The sequence below is a fragment of the bacterium SCSIO 12741 genome (assembly GCA_024398055.1).
Classification (GTDB): domain Bacteria; phylum Bacteroidota; class Bacteroidia; order Flavobacteriales_G; family Salibacteraceae; genus SCSIO-12741.
This window is the reverse complement of the sequence record CP073749.1, coordinates 1,982,656-2,005,993: the sequence shown is the minus strand read 5'-3', so window position 1 is coordinate 2,005,993 and position 23,338 is coordinate 1,982,656. Positions and strand designations below refer to the sequence as shown.

The following is a 23,338-nucleotide window of genomic DNA, read 5'->3' as shown; positions in this document are numbered from 1 at the left end:
TTTTCGGCCCATAATTTACTCGGTCCGAATATATTTGGCCTGTCATGTCTAAACTGTATGAGCGATACACTAATCGATGGCCTCTCCCTTTGAAGGGGGGCGATTATTGGACCTCTGCCCGAGAATACAACAAGATTTGAGGGTAGTCGGAGTCCAAATTTAGATTGGATGTTTTCCTTGTCTCATACCGCATCAACCCTAAAATTTAAAGAAGCCGAATGCGAAGCGGCTAACCCATTTAAAAGAAGAAAGTTCAGATGGACGACAAACATTACAATGCCACCTATCTTGAAGACACAGAAAAACTGCTGATTGGCTTGAAAAAAGCTTCTTACGGTTTTTTGCAGAACCTTGAGGCTGGTCCCATTTTAGAATTGGGCTGTGGTACGGGCTCGGATGCCTTGCAATTGGCTCAGTTTCTAGGAGATCAATACCACATGACCGGAGTCGACCATGACCCGAGTTTGCTCGCCCATGGTCGGGAAGCTGCCATTCAAGCGGGAATTCAGAATTTGGATTTTATGGAAGGCTCTGCGGAAAACCTGCCCTTTGAGGAGAATCATTTTCAGGGTATTCGAGCCGAACGCCTGATTCAACATTTGCCAAATCCGGCTCAGGTATTTAAGGAAATTCACCGAACGCTAAAAGAAGACGGAAAAGTGGTCTTGGTTGAAACCGATTGGAGTGGATTAACCGTATACAACTCCGATTTGAAAACCGAACGAAAATTTGTTGATTTCCTCACCCACAAACAAGTGAATTTTGGATTGGCCTCTCGTGAAATAGGGCTTCTACTTCACAATCAAGGGTTTCGGAATATACAATGGGTTGTTAAACCTTTTGTCATACACCAATTGGAAGCGGCTAATAAATACATTATGTTCGACAAAATGTTAATGAGTGCCACGAATGAGGGTTTCCTAACGGAAGATGAGCGCTCCAGGTACCTTGAGTTGTGTCAACAACTTGATAATAAGGATCTTTTTGCCTGTAGCATGAGTATGGTTACCTATCAGGCCGATAAATAAAAGGATGTTTAAGGAATGAGGTCACTACAACTTTTTTTCACCCTTCTACTGCTATCCTTCCAATCTTCAGCTCAAGTAGTTATTCAGTCTGCGGAAGTTTCTGTTCCCATAGGACTTGGCATGGAATACATGGAGGACGTGCATGGTCTTCCTTTTGAAGATGCCAGCCTGGTGGAAACCTGGACTCCCTGTGACAATGAAGTTCCTAACCTGGGCCTTTCTACCCACGGATTCTGGACTCGATTCACCTTGCGTAACGAAACCGATGAGCGGAATTTAAAGTTGCTATTGGCTTATCCAATGCTGGATGAAGTCGAGTTTTACGCTCCCGATTCTAACGGAAAATACACGGTTAAGAAAGTAGGCGAATCGCTACCCTTTGCACAGCGAGAAGTGGTTAGCCCCAACTTCATCTTTCAGCTCGATCTTCCAAAAAACCAAGAGAAGACCTACTACTTGCGGGTCAAAAGCTTGGAACAAATCATTCTGCCCATAAGGGTCACTTCCCAGGAACTATTGTGGACCGACTTGAATTGGGAAACCGCTATTAATGGACTTTACAGCGGCATCATTCTCATCATGGTGTTCTACAACTTGTTCGTTTACTTCTCGGTAAGAGATAAGAATTACATCTTCTATGTGCTCTATGTTTTATTTGTTGGCCTAACTCAACTCGGAATCAAAGGAGAACTGTATGGCGTGTTCTGGCCCAACTACCCGGAATTTCAATCCCGAAGTTTGATTCTATTCGGAAATTTTGGAGCCTTGTTTGGAGTCATTTTTGCCCGCGACTTTCTTCGAACCCGTCAGTTTTCTCGAATATTAGACAACACCTTTCTTGTACTCATCGCCATCTTCATATTCAGCCTTGGCTTTACCCTGATGGGGAATCTCAATGTAGGCTTTCAGCTCATGCAAAGTGGAACTGGATTTTCGGCGATCACGATTTTCATTGCTACCTTCCTTTCGATCAAAGCGGGAATGCGTTCAGCTCGCTTTTTCTTAGTTGCCTGGTCCATTCTATTGGTGGGATCCATTGTGTTTTTGCTTAAAGATTTTGGAATACTTCCTTATAACTCCCTGACCAACTATGCCATGCAAGCAGCATCGGCAATAGAAATGTCCTTACTGTCCTTTGCTCTGGCCGATAAGATCAACCAATTCCGAATTGAAAAAGAGGAATCGAGAGCCCGTGAGCTGGTTGCGCTCAAGGAAAATGAAAAGCTGATAAGAGAACAAAATATCGTACTTGAGAAAAAAGTAAGCGAGCGAACCCAAGAGCTACAAAGCACCAATGAAAACCTGGAAGTAGCCATGGACAATCTGAAAAGCGCTCAAGCACAATTGGTCAATCAGGAAAAGATGGCTTCTCTGGGTCAGCTTACCGCCGGAATTGCTCACGAAATCAATAATCCGATCAACTTCGTTTCTTCCAATGTAAAACCTTTGAAACGCGACATCGAAGACTTGCTGGAAGTAATCGAGAAGTACGACGAATTGGACGGCGCCGAAAGCGTTGAAGAACTCGTCAAAGAGATTAAGGAGTTTAAAGAGGAAATCGATTACGATTTTGTGGTGGAGGAAATCAATCAGCTTCTTAATGGAATTGGTGAAGGGGCCAGCCGTACGGCGGAAATCGTAAAAAGCTTGCGAAACTTCAGTCGATTAGACGAGGTGGAATCCAAAGTAGCGGATGTTCATGAGGGCTTAGACTCCACACTGGTCATTTTGAGCAGCATCATGGAAAAACACATCGATCTGGTGAAAAACTATGATCTTTCCATCGAACCCATTGAATGCCACCCTGGAAAGTTGAATCAGGTGTTCTCCAATATCCTGGTCAATGCGATTCAAGCCATGAATGAAATGGCCGAAGAAAATTCGCAAATCATCATTTCAACGAAAAACCTGGACGATAAGATAAGAATTAGCATAGCAGATACAGGACCGGGAATCCCTGATGAGGCAAAAGAGCATATCTTTGAACCGTTTTTCACAACCAAAGATGTGGGTGAAGGAACTGGACTTGGACTATCGATTGTTTTTTCCATTATTGAAGCCCACAACGGAACTATTGAACTGGGAACTGAAAGGGACAAGGGAGCAGAATTCGTCATCACCTTACCTAAGACCTTAACAAGTGATTAATGCCTGATATTGACCTGAAATTTAAACGTGTTATTTTCATCGATGACAACCCGAACAACCTTACTGCTTTTCGGGCTCTTCTTCGTGATCGGTATGAAATATATACGTCCACAGATGTGAGCGAAGCCCTCACCCTGGTCAAAGAAAAAAGGCCTTCGGTGGTGGTAGCCGACTACAAGATGCCGGAACTATCGGGAGTTGAATTTCTTCAAATGGTAAAGGAGATTGATCCGCTTGCTATTCGTATGATGCTCACTGGTCATGCCAACTTAAAAGCGGTTGTTCAAGCGATTAACCAAAGTGAAATTTTTCGGTTTATCGTTAAACCCTGGTCGGAAGAAGAACTGACCAAGGCACTGGACAACGCCATAGAACTCTACCACACCCGCTACATGCTGGATCAGAAAAATGAAGAGCTTAAAAAAGCTTTCCATGAAATGGATCGTCTGGTATTTAGCACCGCTCACGATATCACAGGGCCTCTGTCCAATATTTTGGGCTTGGTCAATTTAATTCGCATCGATAAGGATCGAACGGATGAGTACCTGGATTTGATCAATTCTATGGCCAAGAAGATGCAACTTCTGGCTAAGGATGTGTTAAGTTTTCACCGAAACAAAAGGACTGAACTTAATGTATCCAAAACTCCCCTAAGGAGAATGGTCAACTCTACGATCAAGGACTACGCTTTTCTCGAAAATGCGCAACGGCTGAATTATGAGGTAGAAATTGATCAAGATGTAGATTTCTACACCGATCGAACCCGCCTTCGCTTCATCTTAAACAACCTGTTATCTAATGCTATTAAATACCAGGACTTGTCGAAAGAGGAGAACCAGGTGAAGATTGTAGGCGAGGTGAATGAAAATGAACTGACCTTGAAAATATCAGACAACGGTATTGGTATTGAAAAAGAAACCCTGCCAAAGATTTTTGATATTTATTACCGAGCATCGGACAAAAGCACCGGCTCTGGGATTGGGCTTTACATCGTTTCCGAAGCCGTTGATTTTCTCGGTGGAAAAATTGATGTAGAATCACTTCCGGATTCAGGGACTACTTTTACGGTGAAACTTCCAAACCTGGCGAAATTGATCGCTGAGTAATCGGATGGAAAACCCAGCCTGGTTTAACGGCTAAATCCTAATTTTACCCTTCATTTAAAAACTACTTGGCAAAGACTCCTGAATACCTGAAAGAACTCGTTCGGAACTTACCGAATAAACCTGGCGTGTATCAATACTTTGATGACGAGGGTAAAATTCTTTACGTAGGAAAAGCCAAAAGTTTGAAGAACCGCGTGTCTTCCTACTTCACCAAAAATCGTTTTGAGAATAACAAAACCAGAATTTTGGTGAGAAAGATTCGGGATATAAAATACATCATTACCGATTCGGCCTATGATGCACTTTTGCTCGAGAATACCCTCATAAAAAAACACCAACCTCGGTACAATATCCAGCTGCGGGACGATAAAACCTACCCTTGGATCTGTATTAAAAAAGAGCGCTTTCCCCGGGTATTTTCTACCCGAAATGTCATCCGGGACGGGTCTGAATATTTTGGTCCCTACGCTTCGGTAAAGACCATGCACGCGATTTTGGATTTTGTGCGGAAGTTGCACAAGCTTCGTACCTGCAAATTCAACCTAAGCGAAGAAAACATTGAAGCCGGCAAATTTCGAGTTTGCCTGGAATACCACATTCAAAATTGCCTGGGTCCCTGTGTAGGCAAACAGAAAGAAGAAGAGTACAACCAGTCCATCGATCAGATTCGCCGTATTTTGAAAGGAAACATCTCCGAAGTAATCAAGGAGTTGAAGATTAAAATGAAGGAACATGCTGAGTTGCTCGAATTTGAGCAGGCCCAGGTTCACAAAGAACGAATCGACTTGCTGGAAAACTACCAAATGAAATCCACGGTAGTGAGCACCTCGATTAACGATGTGGACGTATTCACCTTAATCAGCGATGATCAATTTGGCTACGTCAACTTCATGAAAATTTCGAATGGCGCCATTATTCAGTCGCACACGTTGGAATTGAAAAAGCGGATGAATGAGGCTGATTCAGACATTCTCCTTACGGGAATTTCTGAACTCAGAGAACGCTTCAATAGCCAATCCAAACTAATTTACACCAGCCTCCCGCTGGAATTCTCCATTCCGGATGCACAAATTCACCAACCGCAACGCGGAGACAAAAAGAAATTGATTGACCTCTCTCTACGCAATGTTCGCTACTTCATGAGAGATCGACACTTGCAACAGGACAAACTGGATCCGGATCGAAGAAAAAACCGCATTTTGGGTCAGCTTCAATCCGACCTGAAAATGGAGAGCTTGCCCGAACACATAGAGTGTTTTGACAACTCCAACATTCAAGGAGCATTTCCAGTAGCCGCCTGTGTGGTTTTTAAAGACGCTAAACCCTCGAAAAAAGACTACCGCCATTTCAACATTAAAACCGTAGTGGGGCCAGACGACTTTGCTTCGATGCGAGAAGTAGTCTATCGCCGTTACAAACGATTGATTGATGAAGAGCAGCCTCTACCGCAACTCATCATTATTGATGGGGGAAAAGGACAACTAAGCGCTGCCGTGGAAAGTTTGCAAAAGCTCGAAATTTTTGGATTGGTCACCATCATCGGCATTGCCAAGCGGTTAGAAGAAATCTATTTCCCGGGAGATCAATACCCTTTATATATAGATAAGCGTTCTGAAAGCTTAAAGCTGATTCAGCAACTAAGAAACGAAGCGCACCGTTTTGGGATTACTCACCACCGCAATAAGCGCTCGAAGGGCAGTATAAAATCTTCCCTTTCCGATATACCAGGAATTGGCCCCAAGACTCAAGAAAAACTTTTACGTAAATTCAAGTCGATCAAACGGATTAAAGAAGCTCCTGAGGAAGAATTAAAAGCGCTCTTGACAGCTCCTGCATACAAGGCCTTACAGGAATTCCTAAAGTCACAATCCAACTAATCCTTTTTAATAAGGTTTAGCACCACACCTCCAACTACTAAAAAGATTCCCACGAAGGTGATCCATCCATGATCTACCTGAAAGAGAAAGATATCGAAGCCCAGGGCATAGACAATCCCCGTATACTTCATCGGAGTTATCACGTTGGCCTTTCCAAAATGAAGCGCCTTGGTCATGTATACCTGCCCAATTTGGGTAAAAATCCCCATCAGTATAATAATGATCCAATCTTGGGGATCGGGCCAGGTCCAGTTGGACAGCGAAAGAATGGTCATTATAGGAATGGCGACTAGGGGAAAATAGAGCACAATGACCACCGGCTTGTCCGTGTGTCGAACCACGCGAATGCAGTTGTAGGCCAATCCTGCAAAAATGGCCGAAGCTACTCCAGCCACGAGATAAATGGTTTTTAAGTTGGGGTCGAAGCCCTTGATCAGCGCAATACCGATAAATGCAATGAGAAAGAAGAGCCAACGCTGAGGGCGCATGGGTTCTTTAAGAATCCAAATCGCAAAAATGGCGGTAAAAACCGGGGACAAGTATTGGATAACCGAAGCCGTTGCAATGGGCAGATTTTGCAGGGTGTAGAAATACAACGTAAGCGCAATCGTGCCAAACAATCCTCGAAGGAAGAGAAACTTTTTATTGACCCCAAAGGGCGAAATCCCTGCCCTCCAAACTACGGTCAAACTAATGGCAATGGAAACAAAGGAGCGAAACAGCACCAGCTCCGTAGTGGGTAGGTGCATTAAGTATTTCACACACAACTGCATCAGGGCGAATCCCGCCACCGAAACCAGCATATATCTTATTCCCTTGTCCAATTTGGGGGCAAAAGTAGCCCGATTTTAACTTTCCAAAAGCCAGGCCCAATCCATTATATAAAGCCTCGCCCATAAAAATTCAAAATTCATCCGACAATAATCGGATTCAGAATTCATGGTCGACCGCCCATTATGCCTATTTTTGCCGCCACTTTTACGACAACTATGCTGGAAAAGGTTGAACATTATTTGGAAGAGCTCAAAGAGCTAAGGGCAAACACTGCTGAAGAAGCGGAAAACCTACGTATCAAATTCTTGGGTCAAAAGGGATTGATTAAAGGGTTGTTTGCTGAGTTTAAAAATGTGCCTGCAGAACAGCGTAAGGAGTTTGGGCAAAAACTGAACGAACTTAAGAATCAGGCTCAGGAAAAAATCCAGCAACTCAAAGATCGGGTAGCTGGCGATGAAGCCTCCTCGGCCGCTGCGGATATGGACTTGACTCTGCCTGGCAATGAGTTTGCTTTAGGAGCTCGTCATCCTATCTCTTTGGTTCGAAATGAAATTGTAGACATCTTCAGTCGCATTGGGTTTAACCTTTCTGAGGGGCCTGAGGTGGAAGATGACTGGCATAATTTCTCCGCACTAAACTTTCCTGAAGAGCACCCTGCCCGTGATATGCAGGACACCTTTTTTGTATCCTCACTGGATGGAGAAGAGTTGGCCTTGCGTACACATACCAGCTCGGTGCAAGTGCGGGTAATGGAAAATGAGAAACCACCTATTCGTACCATATCGCCAGGACGTGTTTTTAGAAACGAAGCCATTTCAGCTCGTGCCCATTGTGTTTTTCATCAAATTGAAGGCCTATATATAGATAAAGGAGTAAGCTTCGCAGACCTAAAACAAACCTTGCTGTATTTCGCTCGGGAGTTTTTCGGCGAAGATGCTCGCATTCGTTTACGCCCTTCCTATTTCCCTTTTACCGAACCATCTGCAGAAATGGATGTTTGGTGGGGATTGGAAACCGAGGCTGACAAACGCATCACCAAAGGCACCGGATGGTTGGAAATTTTGGGCTGCGGAATGGTCGATCCACAGGTATTGGAAAATTGCGGCATCGACAGCAGTGTATATTCCGGATTTGCCTTCGGAATGGGAATTGAACGGATTGCGATGAACCGGTATGGAATTAATGACCTTCGGATGTACTTTGAAAATGACATCCGTTTCCTTCGCCAATTTAAGGGAGCCCTTTAGCCCGTTGGGCCAGCCGCCTGAGGCCGTTCAAAAAAACATTGACATATTTTAAATAAATCTATTTCTTTGCACATAATTTAAAATCAAAACTGAATTAAAATGTCAGATATCAAGAACAACGTAATCTCCATCATTGTAGACAAGCTTGGAGTTGAGGAATCTGAAGTGACTATGGAAGCTAGCTTTACCAATGACCTTGGTGCAGACTCGCTTGACACTGTGGAGCTGATCATGGAGTTTGAAAAAGAATTCAACATTGCTATTCCTGACGATCACGCTGAAAATATTGCAACTGTAGGTGACGCAGTAAACTATATCACTGATAACGCGAAGTAATTCGCTTACAAAATCATTTTACTTTACCCACAACTTATTTATAAACCTCTCATCGTATGGAGTTAAAACGTGTCGTTGTTACCGGGCTCGGCGCCCTCACCCCCATCGGGAATACCGCAGACGAATTCTGGAATGGTCTTGTGAATGGTACAAGCGGAGCAGACTATGTGACACGATTTGACGCCTCTGAGTTCAAGACGACATTCGCCTGTGAAATAAAGGATTACGATCCGAGTAACTATTTTGATCGCAAACAAGCGAGAAAAATGGACGCATTTACCCAGTACGCTATGGTTGTCGCCAATGAAGCCATTGCAGATGCTGGAGTAAACAGCAACGATCAAAATCCTGACCGGATTGGAGTAATCTGGGGTTCTGGCATCGGGGGAATCCGAACTTTTGAATTGGAGATGAAAGGTTATCATGATGGCCCAGCACAGCATAAATTTAATCCGTTCTTCATCCCTAAGATGATTGCGGATATTGCCAGTGGCCAGATTTCAATACAACACGGCTTTCGCGGTCCGAATTTTTCGACTGTTTCCGCCTGTGCTTCTTCGACCCATGCGCTAATCGATTCCTTCAACTACATCCGGTTGGGTAAAGCGGATGTGATCGTAGCCGGGGGTTCTGAAGCGGCCGTTACTGGAGCGGGCATCGGAGGATTCAACGCGATGAAAGCCCTTTCTACCCGAAATGACTCTCCACAAACTGCCTCTCGTCCATTTGACAAAGACCGCGAAGGTTTTGTACTGGGCGAAGGAGCCGGAGCTGTTATTTTGGAAGAATACGAGCACGCCAAAGCTCGTGGAGCCAAAATTTATGCCGAGGTTATTGGTGGAGGTCTGTCCGCAGATGCTCACCACATCACAGCCCCTCATCCTGAAGGATTGGGAGCACTAAACGTGATGCGCAATACCATGGAGGATGCTCACTTGAATCCTGAGGACGTCAATTACATTAACGTTCACGGAACTTCTACTCCATTGGGTGATATTGCTGAATCCAAGGCTATTCAAAAGATTTTTGGTGAGAACGCCTATGATCTGAACATTAGCTCGACTAAGTCTATGACGGGTCACCTTTTGGGTGCTGCAGGTGCTATTGAAGCCATTGCATGTATTCAGAGTATTGTTCACGATGCAGTTCCCCCAACGATCAATCACTTTACTGATGATCCTGAACTTGATCCTAAATTGAACTTTACGTTTAATCAGGCTCAGGAGCGTAAAGTAAACGTGGCGCTCAGCAATACCTTCGGATTTGGCGGACACAACGCATCCGTCGTTTTCAAGAAATTTTCATAACAAAACGTGTTTTCCTTTTTCTCCTTTGGGAAAAAGAAGCAGTTTTCGGAAGAAGAAATCCGGGTAATGCGGTATGTAAAATCGCTAACCGGAAAAGCCCCTAACAAGCCCTTTTATTACCTCAAAGCACTGACCCATCGTTCCTGGTCGGAAATGCATCAGGTGCCTTATAACAATGAGCGATTGGAGTTTTTGGGTGATGCCGTTTTGGACAGTATCGTATCGGACTACCTCTTCCAGAAATTTCCGGATAAAAAAGAAGCCCCCTTACTGAAGTACGGTCGAGAATTGTAAATCGCAAAACGCTGAACAAACTGGGAACAGCTATCGGCTTGGAAAATGAGCTGAGGGCGGCTGTACACCGAATCAACGAAGGAACGGTTCTGGGAAATGCCCTAGAAGCCTTAATCGGGGCTATCTACCTGGACATGGGCTACACCACGGCCAAACAAGTAGTAATGGGCCTGCTGCAAAAGCACCTCAACTTTGAGGAACTCCTTCACCAGGAAGGCAACCACAAAAGCCGCTTGATCGAATGGTCGCAACGGGAGCAAAAGAAAATTTCTTTCGTGGTAAACGATCGCAAAAATCTGCCCGAAGAAGAACGCTTTGAAGCCCAGGTAATGATCGACGAAATAGCCTTCGGAAAAGGAATGGGCCGATCCAAAAAAATAGCTGAGCAAAAAGCCAGTCAAGCGACTTTCGAAATGCTAAATCTGGAAGCCTAACTCCAATTTTCAGTCTTCGCCCGATAATTATCGGAATCAACTTTCAGAATTCAAAAATCAAGCTCAAGTTTGACTTAGTTTTGCATACAGCTATGTCTACATCCAAGCTCGAGTTTGAATACGACTACGATTTCTTCTTAATTGGAATCTACTGCCATCACCGCGATTATCGCTTGGCCTGGTCGCTTAACAGACACTTGGGATTGGATTTAAAAAAAGATAATGACTATAAGTTGAAAAGCGGGGAAGAATTCCAGTACTTTCCGCTTTACACTTTTTTTGTGGAAAGTCAGGATCTGTATTACTACCTGGTCGGAAACCGAGGTGAAAACGGATGGCTTATTCCAGAAAAAAAAGATGTTGATTATTTTTTGATTGTTGAGGGCCTCTTTGAACGGTCCAAAAAGGAAATTTTGACCCAAGGCATTGCCAAATTAAAAGAAGTGCTGACCGCGGTTGAAATTGACCCGGAGAGTTTGAACTCCCGACAAAACCTATTGATGGAATGAAGTATTTAAAGAATAAAACCAAGATTGTAGCCACTATGGGGCCTTCCACGGCCAATCGAGCTACTATGAAACAAATGGTAGAAGCTGGACTGAATGTTTTCAGAATCAACTTCTCTCACGGTACTCATGAAGACCACCTTAAATCCATTAAACTGATTCGTGAAATTGACGATGAGCTCGGCCTCCATGCCGGTATCTTAGCCGACCTTCAAGGCCCTAAAATTCGAATTGGCGAAATTGAAGGCGGCAGTATGTCACTTGAACCAGGAGAAACACTCCAGTTCACGACCGAAAAATGCATCGGAACCAAAGAACAAATTTGGATTAACTACGGGGCTTTTCCGAAAGACGTAACACCAGGCGAGACTATCCTTTTGGATGATGGAAAAATCAAACTGGAAATCATCGAGACCGATGGTGAAAAAAGAGTCAAAGCCAAAGTGATCTTTGGAGATGTTCTTTCTTCTCGTAAAGGGGTGAATCTGCCAAACACAGCTTTGTCTCTCCCCTGCCTAACCGAAAAAGATAAGGTGGATCTGGAATTTGCCTTGAAGCACGAGGTGCCCTGGATTGGGTTGTCTTTCGTTAGAAGAGCTGAGGACATTATTGAATTAAGGGAGATTATTGAAAAAAGTGGCAAGTCATCCCGCATCATCGCCAAGATCGAGAAGCCCGAAGCGGTTGAGAACCTTGACGCCATTATCGCCGAAACAGACGGAGTAATGGTTGCCCGTGGAGATCTCGGCGTGGAGATTCCTCTCCAAGATGTACCCCTAGTACAAAAAGAAATTGTTAGAAAGGCTCGTAATGCGGGTAAACCGGCCATCATTGCCACGCAGATGATGGAGTCGATGATAGATAACTATGCTCCTACCCGGGCAGAGGTTAACGATGTGGCCAATGCCGTGCTCGACGGTGCCGACGCAGTAATGCTGAGTGGAGAAACATCGGTTGGAAAATATCCGGTAGAGGTGATTCGAACCATGTACAAAATCATTCTCCGGATGGAGAAATTTGATGGGATCTATTACCCAACGATTGAGTCAGAGCCCATGCCAGATCGTTTTGTATCTGATGTTATTTGTAAGAATGCGGCTGAATTGACCAAAGCCACTCAGGCCAAAGGAATTGTAACCATGACCTTTTCAGGTTATACGGCTTTTAAAGCCTCTTCCTTCCGCCCAAATGGTTACATATTCGTCTTTACGGCTAACCCAAAAATCCTGGAAATGCTTAGCTTGATCTGGGGTGTAAAAGGATTTTACTACAACAAGTTCGTGAGTACAGATCACACGATCGATGACGTAAAGGCCATTCTAAAGGAAAGAGAATACACCCAGCCTGGAGATTACATTATTCACATTGCCAGTATGCCCATTGCACGCAAGGGAATGTCGAATATGCTTCGGATATCACATATCAAGTAGAGAAGCAGGTTCCATAAACTTTTCAGGGAGAGTGTGAGATTAGGTTTTGCCTATTAACCTGAGGGCGAATAGGTGTGAAGGGATCTTAATTCTGCATGAGGTTCCGGATGTATCGGGTGCCTTTCTCGTTCTGAATACGTAATTTTGCATTCAAATAAATTGAGACGTCTATGTATCCACCAGAATTAGTTGCTCCAATGAAAGAAGACCTTACCTCAGTAGGGTTTGAAGAATTGACCACTCGTGAGAGTGTTGATGAGCTTTTGAATAAGGAATCGGGAACCGTATTGGTGATGGTGAATTCGGTATGCGGATGTGCTGCTGCAAATGCCCGCCCAGCTGTGAAAATGGCTGTGCAAAATGCGAAGAAGCCTGGTGTATTATCAACGGTTTTTGCCGGTGTTGATACCGAAGCTACTGATCAGGCACGTAAGCACATGTTGCCTTACCCTCCGTCGTCCCCTTCTATCGCTTTGTTTAAAGATGGTCGTTTGGTTCATTTTATCGAGCGTCACCATATCGAAGGAAGGCCGGCTGAAATGATCGCCGAAAACCTGGTTGCAGCTTTCAACGAATACTGCTAAGCAGTACTCAGAAAAAATAGAATGGATCCCCTCCTTTTTCCGTCCAACGGAATGAGTGAGGGGATTTTTTATTGGGCCATATACTCTTCGGCCATGATCAAAGCCTGATAGGCATCCACTAAACCACCTGTGCGAGACAATTCAGCAAATCGAACTTTCGATTTCTTATCGCTCTCTTCTGTGGGGCAAATCACCTTTCTTTTGGACTCTGAGCGCACAGAGCGTAACAGAATCTCTTTTAACTGAACAGCCGTCAGATCCGGATAATACGACCAAACCAAAGCCGCTACTCCAGCAACCACAGGACTGGCCAAACTGGTTCCATCGCTCACATCATACCGATTGTTGGGTGCTAGGGATACAATGTTGACCCCAGGAGCAAATAGATCCACTTGCTCAGTTCCATAATTGGAGAATGATCCAGGCAAATTTTTCTTGGCCTTGGAAGAGGAAGCTCCTACCGTAATCAGCGTTTTCGCGGGACTACCATCCAGGTAATGATTGACTGGATAGTGATTATTCTTATCAATGTTTTCTCCGTTATTGCCAGCCGCATGAACCAGCAATACGTTGTTTTCTTCGGCATACCGAATAGCCTCATCCACAAAGGATCGATTAGGGGAATAGTCCTTGCCAAAACTCATGTTGATCACCTGGGCTCCATTGTCTACTGCGTAGCGAATAGCTAAAGCCACATCCTTGTCGTACTCGTCACCTTTAGGAACGGTTCTCAACACCATTATCTCCACCGACTCGGCAATTCCATCTATTCCTACACCGTTGTTTCTAACCGCAGCAACTACCCCAGCTACTGAGGTGCCATGATCGGATCGGGGACCAGTTACGTCATTGTTCCCGTACTTGCGATCTTCCAAATCGTTAGGATCATCTCCAACCACTTTACGGGCATTCCAGTCCACATTCAGGTAATAATCCAGGTAAACGCTGTAATGATCGAGTACATCGTCCAATTCAGTTAGCGTTAAATTCTTCTCGAAGCAGTAGAGGCGAAAGGCTTTGGCCCTGGCCATATTGGACGTTCCAGGTGAAATCGATTCCACATCCCTTTTGGTGTAGCGATCGTTGCCAAAGTAGTTTCGCATGATCTCATCGGTATTCTCAAAGTTGGTTTTAAACGAAGTAATGTTTTTGTGCATTTCCTCATACTCTTTGAGCTCCTTTTCGAGGCGATCCTTACATTCTTGATACACCTTCATCTCCTGAGCTTCCAAATCGTCGAATCGCGCTCCGAGCTCACGTACCAGGCGGGTGTATTCTAAGTTCTCCTCATTGATGTTTTCTCCATTCGTATTTCCCAGGTAATTCCATCCATGAATATCGTCGATGTAACCGTTGTTATCATCGTCTTTCCCATTGCCCGGAATCTCGTCTTGATTGGTCCAGAATTTTCCCTGCAAATCTTGATGGGCGGTGTCCACACCACTGTCAATGATCGCTACTACAATTTTCTTTTTCGGCTTTTTGTCGGTTAGTAATTCGCTGTAGGCTCGATAGACGCTGGCTCCTTGAATTTTTCCATCCAGGGGGTCTCGGTTAAACCAATTCAGCCATTCGGTATTCAACGAATCAACCGTGGTGACTGGCCCGTTATCGGAATGAGCAAAACTTGGGCAAACAAAAAATAATGAAAGGGTCAGTAAAGGCAGATTTATACGCCGCATAGCACTAGCATTTTCACCACCGAAGTGGTTGGGGTTAAGAAAAGACTAAAATAGGATTTCTCCTGCAGCTGTGTAGGGGGATATTAATCCTCGCCCCAGTTCTCCAACTCTTCGGCCGACAAAAGGCCTGGGAAGAAAATTCGTCGCTGAAACTTAGGATGCAGGTACTTTTTCCAATCAGAGCCACCAGTGGCTTCCTTCACTTCCTCTTGGTTGTGCTCCAAGTATTTTTCGGCAGTGCGTAGGTGAACTTTTGGCCAATACACATTGAAAGTACGGTCAAACTTCTTCAATAGATCTTGTAACTCAGCTGTTTTCTCAGCCTCTGGCAAGGCCAGGTAGCGCTGCCAAACATTACGCGTTTGGTAATACTCGGCGGCCTGATTAAACTCATCCAGGTACTTTTCTTCAAACAAGCGCAGTGTCAACGATTTTTCACCCGTAGCTCGGTCAATTCCGGCTTCTTGCCAATAGATGTACTTGAAGAGTTTTTCGATATCCTTTTCCCCAACCAAATCCTTTTTTCTCGGATTGATTACCAAGTTCCAAAGATCGGTGCAGAAGATCTCACAAAGGCGGAACTGAGCAGACTGGAACCCACTCGCTGGAGTTAGAGTCATTCGATACTTGTTGTACTGTTCCGGATCCATTCCTTCACGCATCACGTCAAAGGATTGAACGGCTATCTGCACGTAGCGATTGGCACGCTTCATCTTTTCAAACATGAAAGCTCCGGTAAGGTCCTCAGAATGGGTAACCTGCTTGATTTCGTGATTGACTAATTTGAGCAGCAACTCCGTCACCTGATGATAAAGGATGAAAATCATTTCATCGGGCATATCTGTACGAGGCTTTTGCAGGCTCAACAGGGTATCTACTTCGATATAATCCCAATACGTTATCGGCTTGGCATGATAAAGGCCTTCGAGGTAAGTATCAAGGCTTTGGCCTTGAGATTCATATTTTTCTTCGAGTTTTTGAATCCAGTCGCTTGGGGTCATCGTTCAATAATTTTTCCAAAATTGCGGAAAGCATGCGGAATGATCTATGATAATTATCATAATTGAATCATTGAATTATTTTTGAAAAGATGAGATATTTTCTGGCCCTTGCCCTGATAATGAGCCTTTTGGCTTGTGAAAATGAACCCGTGTCCTTCAACTATAGAATAGAAGGTCCTATGCGTGCTACGCTTTTAGTCGATTCTAAGTCGGGTGAGCGACTCCCCTTTCTTCTCAAACCTGGCTCACAGATGGACTCCATTGCCGTGGTCAATGGGAAGGAACAGCTTTGGGTTCCACTGAAGCAAAAAGGAGATAGTCTTTTTATCACATTAACTCCCTATCCCTCTGAAATTAAGGCTCGGTGGAAGGGGAATTCTTTGGAAGGATATTGGTACAATTACAACAAGGGCCCAGATTACCGCATCCCTTTTGAAGCCACGCCGGTAGACCCTGAGTTGACCAAATCGAAAGACTACGGTTTTGATCTCGCTGAGCGTTATGAAGTATGGTTTGAAGATGAGGAAGATAAATGGCCTGCTATTGCTGAATTGGGCCAGGAGCAAAATCAAGTGTTTGGTACCTTTCGCACGGAAACGGGCGATTATCGTTACCTGGATGGACAACTGCATAAGGATGGGCAATTGACTTTGGCCTGTTTTGATGGGGCCCACGCCTTCCTGTTTAAAGCGGAGCTGAACAATTCGGGGCAATTGGCCAATGGCGTGTTCTATTCAGGCAACCACTATCAAGCCCAGTGGCAAGGGACTCCCAATGCATCCTTCCAACTCACCGATCCTGATAGCTTATCCGCCCTTCTTCCCGATTTCAGCGCTGCTGACTTTGAAATTCGCCTGCCCAATGGCAGAACCCTTTCCTATGGTGATTCACTTTTGCAAAATCAAGCTACACTCATTCAAATCTTAGGAACCTGGTGCCCTAATTGCAGAGATGAAACGGAGTATCTCAAAACAGTAAATGAACGGTATGCCAATCGCGGTTTGCGCATCCTGGCATTTTCATTTGAAGCGACCCGTGACACCGACCTGGCCGAAAAAAGAATTTCCGATTATCGGGAGCAAATGGAGGTCCCCTATCCGATGTTCCATGCTGGATTCGCCAATAAAAAGAAAGCTACAGAAGTATTTCCCATGCTCGATCGTTTCCTCTCCTACCCAACCCTTATTTACCTAGACCGTGAAATGAATGTCAGAAAAATCCACACGGGATTCAATGGACCTGCCACTTCAGAATACACCTCTTTTGTGAACCAATCTGACCAATTAATAGAACAACTGCTAATCGAATGATCATGAAACTTCTACTCCCAATTATCGGCGCACTTGCACTTAGCCTTAGTACGACATCCCTGTTTGCTCAATTTTATCAACCCGAACCCAATAAGGCCAGAGCAGCCATGGAAGACCGGGTATTGCTGGTGGAGGCTGAAGACTTCGAATGCATCGCTAATCTGGAAGAAGTATTCCCCAAATATTGGAAACTGCACGAAAAAATCTGGTTTAAAAGCGCCTCTGAGATTTCAGAGATCTTAAGGGTGAACGAACCCAATAAATTTATGGTTCTCACCGCTGACGATCGAGAAGAAGTCAAAGTCAGTCAGAAGAAATACCAATATGCCCAGGTTTTTGCCTTTGTGTTGTATCCTGGAGAACGGGCCAACCGCAGAAATGACAATGTGGTTGAGCGCGATTTTGTGGCCAAAATTTCCTTTCCTTCCTGCATTACAGGAGAACCCGAATTGAAATTTTTGAGCGAAAGCTTTCAAAAAGTCATTGAGGAAAGAGCCAAGGTGGAAGACACCGGAAAAAAGATGAAACGGGTGAAAGTAGACTACACCAGAACCCTCAAAGTAAAAGAACAAAAGCTACTCATTCCTAAAGAAGGTTTGTCGGTGCCCGAAGATCAAATCGCGACCTACTATCCCTATCCTTACGAAGTAGTTCCGGCGGCAGAGCTTTACGATCGCATTTTAAAGGGTGAGGCGGGCTCTCTTTACCCAGACATACTTTGGTCTGACTCACGATTTCGCTGGTCCATCATGCTCATCGATTTGGGTGACTATCAGGTTTCGATGGATGCCCGGATTCAGGGTTATAAGGAAAACATGCTCAAGAAAAACTACGACCCCAAAACAGAATACCTGGCTCTGCTACGAGGCAAAATCAAGATTGACATCACTACGCTGAAGTACTTGGCCAAGGAAGTGGTAAAAGCCGAGCAAAAGGCAGCTTCTGCACGTTAGGCCAAGTGGAATAATTATCTTCGAAAAAAACCGGAACATGGTCATCAGAATTTTCGCTCTTGTTGCCTTTATTTCCCTGGCTGGATCCACTTGGACTTTTGCCCAGGACACCATCACCACGCCAAGTGGTCTTAAGTATTACCGCATACAAGAAGGGAAGGGACCTGAAATAAAACCGGGTAATCAAGTCAAGGTTTTCTACCGGGGCATGCTAGCCGATGGGTCGGTGTTTGAAGACCCGGGAGTCCCCATCAAGTTTGTGGTGGGTGAAGCCAACATTATTCCTGGGTGGAACGAGGGGATTCAATTGATGCGCGAAGGAGAAACGGCGCTACTCATTTTACCTGCCGAATTGGGCTACGGATCCAGGGGATCCAAAGACGAGAATGACCCCAACAAATACGTTGTGCCACCCAATGCCAAAACATGGTTTGAAATACAGGTGGTTAAGGTGAAATAGACCCTCCTATTTTTCAAGCCTTTGGGGCTTTCATCTTTTTTTCATTCCACTATCTTTGCCGACCTGCTTTCCCCGCTGGGGAACCCGCTTAAAATCAAGAATAAATGAGCCTGCAATTATCTGAACAGGAAATAGTTAGAAGGGAGTCATTGCAGAAAATGCGTGACCTGGGAGTTGAACCCTACCCTGCCGAAAAGTATGATGTGAATGTTAGCGCCGGAGATATTCTGGCCAATTACGAAAAGCGAAAACTTGATTATCAAGAGATTTCGATTGCCGGTCGTATCATGTCGAAACGGATCATGGGTAAAGCTTCCTTTGCAGAATTGAAGGACTCAACCGGTCGTATCCAGGTTTATGTTGCTCGTGATGAAATCTGTCCGGGTGAGGATAAAACCATGTACAATGAGGTTTTCAAAAGACTTCTGGACATCGGCGATTTTATCGGAATTAAAGGCCATGTTTTTACAACCCAAGTAGGCGAGACGTCCATTTTCGTTAAAGAACTTAAGGTATTGAGCAAATCGTTGCGTCCTTTGCCTGTGGTAAAAACAGATGCTGACGGAAACGTCCATGATGCCTTTTCAGATCCTGAAATGCGCTACCGCCAGCGGTATGTGGATTTGGTGGTTAATGATGAAGTGAAAGAAACTTTCGTTAAGCGCACCAAGATCATGAACTCCATGCGTCGCTTCTTCAACGATAAAGGATACCTTGAAGTGGAAACTCCCATCTTACAACCTATCCCGGGAGGAGCTGCTGCACGTCCGTTTATCACCCATCACAATGCTCTTGACATACCTCTGTATTTGAGAATCGCTAATGAGCTTTACCTGAAAAGGTTAATCGTAGGTGGATTTGATGGCGTATATGAATTTGCCAAAGACTTCAGAAATGAGGGAATGGATCGCACGCACAATCCTGAGTTTACGGTTATGGAAATCTATGTGGCTTACAAAGATTACCATTGGATGATGGACTTCACCGAGACTATGCTCGAAACGGTTAGTCAGGAAGTGAATGGCTCAACCCTAACCCAAATTGGCGACAATCAGGTTGATTTTAAAGCTCCCTATCCACGAGTACCAATCTTGAGTGCTATTAAGGAACATACGGGCCACGATCTAAACGGAAAATCGGAAGACGAGATTCGCGAAGTGGCCAAATCCCTGGATATCGAGGTAGACGATTCTATGGGTAAAGGAAAGTTGATTGACGAGATTTTTGGTGAAAGATGTGAGCATCATTACATCCAACCGACATTCATCACCGACTACCCGGTAGAAATGTCTCCACTTTGTAAAAAACACCGCGACGACGATTCCTTAACTGAACGCTTTGAATTGATGGTCAATGGAAAAGAGCTGGCCAATGCTTATACCGAGCTGAACGATCCTATCGATCAACGGGAGCGCTTCGAGGATCAGTTGAAGCTTTCGGAAAAAGGAGATGACGAAGCTATGTTCATCGACCAGGACTTCTTGCGAGCCCTTGAATACGGTATGCCTCCAACTTCTGGAATGGGAATCGGTATTGATCGTTTGTGCATGTTCTTAACCAATAGCGACAGCATTCAGGATGTACTTTTCTTCCCGCAAATGCGTCCGGAAAAATTTGAAGCTCCGAAGAAAGAATTGGATCTCACACCCAATGAAAAGGCCATATACGATCTGCTTGTAGACGCCGGTCGCGTTGAGATTGGATCCTTGAAAGAGCAAGCCGGCTTAAGTAACAAAGGCTGGGACAAAGGCATGAAAGGACTTTCCAAACAAGGCTTGACCAAGGTTGACAAAACCGATGATGGCTTGTTTGTGGAGTTCATCGGCTAAAAAACTTCAAGAACTTATTTGAAAAAGAAGAACTCAGGTGTCGATATGGGCATTCTGGGTTCTTTATACTCCCGTTTTGTAGCCTAACTGGATTCCCCCTAACTCATTTTCCAATATGCAGTGAAATTGTGTGCACAACAAAGCCGTCCCACCTGAGATAGGAGCGCCACGGGGATGTGGTCTAAAATGACTAACTATTCGCCAGCAGGTGTTAGGTCGGATCTCCAGGATGGATGCACACCTTAATGCTTCCTACTTTCTCGGTCACATAAATAGTAGCTTCACTTCCGGATTCGAGAACCACCATTTCGGCCATCTCGTTGTCCAAAATCTCTTCAATTTTTACAAGCCCTCCACGCAGGGCCGTTCTCAACATGCCAATGTCGGTTTCAACCTTTAGTTTGTTCATGATCCTTCTCTTGGTACTGCTCACCGTATTGAGGTGAATTCCCAATTTCTCTCCAATGTCTCGGGTAGAATACCCAGCAATGATTAAACGCAGAACGGTGGTTTCCTTCTCGGTTAATTGAGTGTGCATGTGGTGGTATTAGATTAGTTAAACTCATACTAAGTACCATCGGTATCCAACGCAACCTATTACCAAATTCGCTGGTTTAAATCGAATTCAGCAGATCCAAATTTCAATTGCTTCGCTACAATATAAAATGTAAAGGTTTGATCGGCCCTATTGATGGTTATTAATTGGTTTACAACAGATTTATTAAATCCTGATCCTGTTGATTAGCGTAAGTAAAAATAACCTTTTTTATCAATAATGGAAGAAAAAAAATCAAATCCAGCTCCTGACTTCGATGAGCCGAAAAGGAGCTGGATGAAATCAAACTGGGGAAAGCTTAATGTATTTTAAAATGAATCGGAATCACGTAACGAACAGCTACAGTATGTCCGTTTTGATAGGCTGGACGAATGCAAGGTAAATTGGAAACCACTCGCTTGGCTTCTGCCTTAAATCCTTCGGAATGACTTCCTACTCGGATTTGTTCTACCTGACCTTTACGACTTACAACGTATTGAACAAACGCAGTACCTTCCACTCCTAAATCCAATTCCTGATGTGGGTAACGGAGGTTTGAACCGAGGTAAGTCTGCAACAATTCATCATTGCATTTTTTCCGGGCATCGTCGGATTGGATTCCCTCACACTCGCAAAAGGTGGGCATGGTTTCTTTGGCTTCAATGGGAATATCCAGTACTCCCGGATCTACCGAAATGTACCCTTCCTCTTCCAAAGGTTCTTCTTCCAACCCCTCAAAAACATCCACATCACCACTTTCATCAAATGCTTTTTTCTGTGAACTATTCTGAAACGTGGGACGCTCGAAATCATCGATCATCACAAAACCCTGATCAGGAGTCATGTTAGGATTCTTAGGAGTAGGTTCAGGCAAGGCAACCGCTTTTTTCCGGTAGGGAGTTATGGGCGGTAGCTCTTCTCCCCAATCTGTTATTTCCAGTGGCTCGGCAATGTATTCTGCCTGGTAATCGGTTTTCCATTCAAAGGCGATGAGGGTTAGGGACAGGGCGCAAACCATTCCCATCAGAAAAAAGGAGTTTCTCCGACCTTCCAATCTCAGGTGTTTTGATTTTTTCTCTTCCATGGCATTTTATTTTGTGGTTCACCGGAATAAAGACAAAGACAGTGCCAATTTCAAAGAGATTAGGATACTGCTGTTAGCTTATTTAAACATTTTAGTTGCCTATAGGTATTCAATTTATGCAGAATTTTGCGCGTCATGAATGCCCGTCTTCTCATCCCTCTGCTCATCATTTTGTTATACGTTTTATCAGACGTTTGGCTCTACAAACGACTCAAAAAATGGTACGGTGAGCGTCCTTCCTGGAGGTGGATCGGCAAGACCTATTGGGCATCGGTAATCATCATTGTTTTGGGCTTAGGTCTGATTTTTTACCGCATGGTAGCCCCTCCGATTTTCCCTTCCATTTGGACCAATTGGTTTATCGGATTTTCATTCTCGGTATTGGTCTGTAAAATGTTGCTGGGAATTTGGATGATGTTAGACGGATTCATCCATCTACCTTTTTGGGTTCGTCAAAAAGTGACAGGAAAAGCACCTTCTGAACGCTATTCCAATTCGCGTCGGAAGTTTGTTCAAACTTCAGGAATCGTTATGGCCGGGCTTCCCTTTCTTTCTATGGTCAAGGGGATCACCTTTGGGAAATACGACTACCGTGTACACCGTGTTCCCCTTACATTTCCAAATCTCCCCAAAGCCTTTGATGGGTTCACCATCGCTCAATTATCGGATATCCATACCGGAAGTTTCGATAGCAAGTCGAGCGTGTTGAAGGGGATAGAAATGGTGAATGATCTCAAAGCGGATCTGGTGGTATTCACAGGCGACTTAGTCAATTCGAGATCAGATGAGGTGCTTCCCTTTATGGATATATTTTCGAAACTATCCAGTCCCAATGGGGTAATGTCAACTAAAGGGAATCACGACTACGGAATTTACTACCAATGGGAAAACCAGGAAGCCCATACCCAAGATCAACTCAACTTGGCCAAATACCACAAAGAACTTGGCTTCGACCTGCTAAACAATGAAAATCGTATCCTCGAAAAGGACGGTGAAAAGATGGCCATTGTCGGCGTTGAAAACTGGGGATTACCGCCCTTCCCACAAGTAGGAGATTTGGACAAAGCCCTGCAAGGAACCGAAGAAGTGCCCTTTACCGTGCTTCTTTCCCATGATCCTTCGCACTGGGACGAAAAGGTTTTGTCGCACTCCAGAAACATCGATCTTACCTTGAGTGGACATACCCATGGAATGCAATTTGGCGTGGATCTCACCTGGCTCAAATGGAGTCCGGTGAAGTATAAGTATCCTCGCTGGGCCGGCCTCTATCGGGAAGCGGATCAATATCTATACGTTAATCGCGGATTTGGATTTATCGGATTCCCTGGCCGGGTAGGTATCTTACCCGAAATCACTTTGTTTGAGTTAAAGCGAGGATAGTCTACCCTTTTTCCGCTAATATTGTTGATACTG

The 23,338-nt window shown here is 44.5% G+C and carries 22 protein-coding genes; 17 read left to right on the top strand and 5 right to left on the bottom strand.

Features of this window, described 5'->3' with window-relative positions; genetic code table 11:
- Positions 1 to 257 precede the first annotated feature (257 nt).
- The 4 genes from KFE98_08505 to uvrC all read left to right on the top strand — a co-directional run bounded on the left by KFE98_08505 (position 258) and on the right by uvrC (position 6,159).
- Positions 258 to 1,028, top strand: a complete 771-nt coding sequence (locus tag KFE98_08505) for a methyltransferase domain-containing protein (GenBank protein UTW64165.1) — start codon at positions 258 to 260, stop codon at positions 1,026 to 1,028.
- A gap of 15 nt (positions 1,029 to 1,043) precedes the next feature.
- Entirely contained in the window at positions 1,044 to 3,176 is a 2,133-nt protein-coding gene (locus tag KFE98_08500; GenBank protein ID UTW64164.1) for a GHKL domain-containing protein, read from the top strand.
- Positions 3,176 to 4,282, top strand: a complete 1,107-nt coding sequence (locus KFE98_08495; protein UTW64163.1) for a hybrid sensor histidine kinase/response regulator — start codon at positions 3,176 to 3,178, stop codon at positions 4,280 to 4,282. The genes KFE98_08500 and KFE98_08495 overlap by 1 nt, the downstream gene beginning before the upstream one ends.
- Before the next feature lie 65 nt (positions 4,283 to 4,347).
- Positions 4,348 to 6,159, top strand: coding sequence for an excinuclease ABC subunit UvrC (uvrC, locus tag KFE98_08490; protein UTW64162.1), 1,812 nt, complete (start codon positions 4,348 to 4,350; stop codon positions 6,157 to 6,159).
- On the opposite strand, the gene KFE98_08485 is transcribed toward uvrC, so the two are convergent.
- Complete coding sequence (locus tag KFE98_08485; protein UTW64161.1) at positions 6,156 to 6,962, bottom strand: DMT family transporter; 807 nt, start codon at positions 6,960 to 6,962, stop codon at positions 6,156 to 6,158. The genes uvrC and KFE98_08485 overlap by 4 nt on opposite strands.
- Before the next feature lie 186 nt (positions 6,963 to 7,148).
- On the opposite strand from KFE98_08485, the gene pheS reads away from it, so the two are divergent.
- The 8 genes from pheS to KFE98_08445 all read left to right on the top strand — a co-directional run bounded on the left by pheS (position 7,149) and on the right by KFE98_08445 (position 13,071).
- Positions 7,149 to 8,180: a phenylalanine--tRNA ligase subunit alpha gene (pheS, locus tag KFE98_08480; protein UTW64670.1), complete on the top strand. Its 1,032-nt coding sequence runs from the start codon at positions 7,149 to 7,151 to the stop codon at positions 8,178 to 8,180.
- Between the two features lie 99 nt (positions 8,181 to 8,279).
- Positions 8,280 to 8,516, top strand: a complete 237-nt coding sequence (locus KFE98_08475) for an acyl carrier protein (GenBank protein ID UTW64160.1) — start codon at positions 8,280 to 8,282, stop codon at positions 8,514 to 8,516.
- A 56-nt stretch (positions 8,517 to 8,572) separates the two neighbouring features.
- A complete protein-coding gene (gene fabF, locus KFE98_08470; GenBank protein UTW64159.1) occupies positions 8,573 to 9,823 on the top strand; it encodes a beta-ketoacyl-ACP synthase II in 1,251 nt (416 codons plus the stop codon).
- 6 nt (positions 9,824 to 9,829) lie between these two features.
- Positions 9,830 to 10,117, top strand: coding sequence for a hypothetical protein (locus KFE98_08465; protein UTW64158.1), 288 nt, complete (start codon positions 9,830 to 9,832; stop codon positions 10,115 to 10,117).
- A 38-nt stretch (positions 10,118 to 10,155) separates the two neighbouring features.
- A complete protein-coding gene (locus tag KFE98_08460; protein UTW64157.1) occupies positions 10,156 to 10,551 on the top strand; it encodes a hypothetical protein in 396 nt (131 codons plus the stop codon).
- Between the two features lie 92 nt (positions 10,552 to 10,643).
- The gene (locus KFE98_08455; protein UTW64156.1) at positions 10,644 to 11,060 is read left to right on the top strand and encodes an IPExxxVDY family protein; all 417 of its coding nucleotides are present in this window, start codon (positions 10,644 to 10,646) and stop codon (positions 11,058 to 11,060) included.
- Positions 11,057 to 12,487, top strand: coding sequence for a pyruvate kinase (pyk, locus tag KFE98_08450; GenBank protein UTW64155.1), 1,431 nt, complete (start codon positions 11,057 to 11,059; stop codon positions 12,485 to 12,487). The genes KFE98_08455 and pyk overlap by 4 nt, the downstream gene beginning before the upstream one ends.
- 170 nt (positions 12,488 to 12,657) lie before the next feature.
- Entirely contained in the window at positions 12,658 to 13,071 is a 414-nt protein-coding gene (locus KFE98_08445) for a BrxA/BrxB family bacilliredoxin (protein UTW64154.1), read from the top strand.
- 68 nt (positions 13,072 to 13,139) lie between these two features.
- Here KFE98_08445 and KFE98_08440 read toward each other — a convergent pair whose 3' ends face one another.
- Positions 13,140 to 14,753 carry a S8 family peptidase gene (locus KFE98_08440; GenBank protein UTW64153.1) on the bottom strand — a complete coding sequence of 538 codons (1,614 nt, stop codon included), beginning with the start codon at positions 14,751 to 14,753 and terminating at the stop codon, positions 13,140 to 13,142.
- 83 nt (positions 14,754 to 14,836) lie between these two features.
- The gene (locus KFE98_08435) at positions 14,837 to 15,754 is read right to left on the bottom strand and encodes a tryptophan 2,3-dioxygenase (GenBank protein UTW64152.1); all 918 of its coding nucleotides are present in this window, start codon (positions 15,752 to 15,754) and stop codon (positions 14,837 to 14,839) included.
- Positions 15,755 to 15,843: 89 nt separating this feature from the next.
- Between KFE98_08435 and KFE98_08430 the strand changes: the two genes are divergently transcribed.
- From KFE98_08430 to lysS, 4 genes are all read left to right on the top strand, one after another.
- A complete protein-coding gene (locus KFE98_08430; protein ID UTW64151.1) occupies positions 15,844 to 17,064 on the top strand; it encodes a TlpA family protein disulfide reductase in 1,221 nt (406 codons plus the stop codon).
- 2 nt (positions 17,065 to 17,066) lie between these two features.
- Positions 17,067 to 18,017 (top strand): hypothetical protein, encoded by a 951-nt coding sequence (locus KFE98_08425; protein ID UTW64150.1) that lies wholly within the window; start codon positions 17,067 to 17,069, stop codon positions 18,015 to 18,017.
- 37 nt (positions 18,018 to 18,054) lie between these two features.
- A complete protein-coding gene (locus KFE98_08420) occupies positions 18,055 to 18,477 on the top strand; it encodes an FKBP-type peptidyl-prolyl cis-trans isomerase (GenBank protein UTW64149.1) in 423 nt (140 codons plus the stop codon).
- Between the two features lie 110 nt (positions 18,478 to 18,587).
- Positions 18,588 to 20,306 carry a lysine--tRNA ligase gene (gene lysS, locus KFE98_08415; GenBank protein UTW64669.1) on the top strand — a complete coding sequence of 573 codons (1,719 nt, stop codon included), beginning with the start codon at positions 18,588 to 18,590 and terminating at the stop codon, positions 20,304 to 20,306.
- A gap of 211 nt (positions 20,307 to 20,517) precedes the next feature.
- On the opposite strand, the gene KFE98_08410 is transcribed toward lysS, so the two are convergent.
- Together KFE98_08410 and KFE98_08405 are read right to left on the bottom strand one after the other, a co-directional pair.
- A complete protein-coding gene (locus KFE98_08410; GenBank protein UTW64148.1) occupies positions 20,518 to 20,844 on the bottom strand; it encodes a helix-turn-helix transcriptional regulator in 327 nt (108 codons plus the stop codon).
- A 316-nt stretch (positions 20,845 to 21,160) separates the two neighbouring features.
- Positions 21,161 to 21,925 (bottom strand): energy transducer TonB, encoded by a 765-nt coding sequence (locus KFE98_08405; protein ID UTW64147.1) that lies wholly within the window; start codon positions 21,923 to 21,925, stop codon positions 21,161 to 21,163.
- Between the two features lie 135 nt (positions 21,926 to 22,060).
- Here KFE98_08405 and KFE98_08400 point away from each other — a divergent pair, with 135 nt between their 5' ends.
- Positions 22,061 to 23,305 carry a metallophosphoesterase gene (locus KFE98_08400; GenBank protein ID UTW64146.1) on the top strand — a complete coding sequence of 415 codons (1,245 nt, stop codon included), beginning with the start codon at positions 22,061 to 22,063 and terminating at the stop codon, positions 23,303 to 23,305.
- The last annotated feature ends 33 nt before the right edge of the window (positions 23,306 to 23,338 follow it).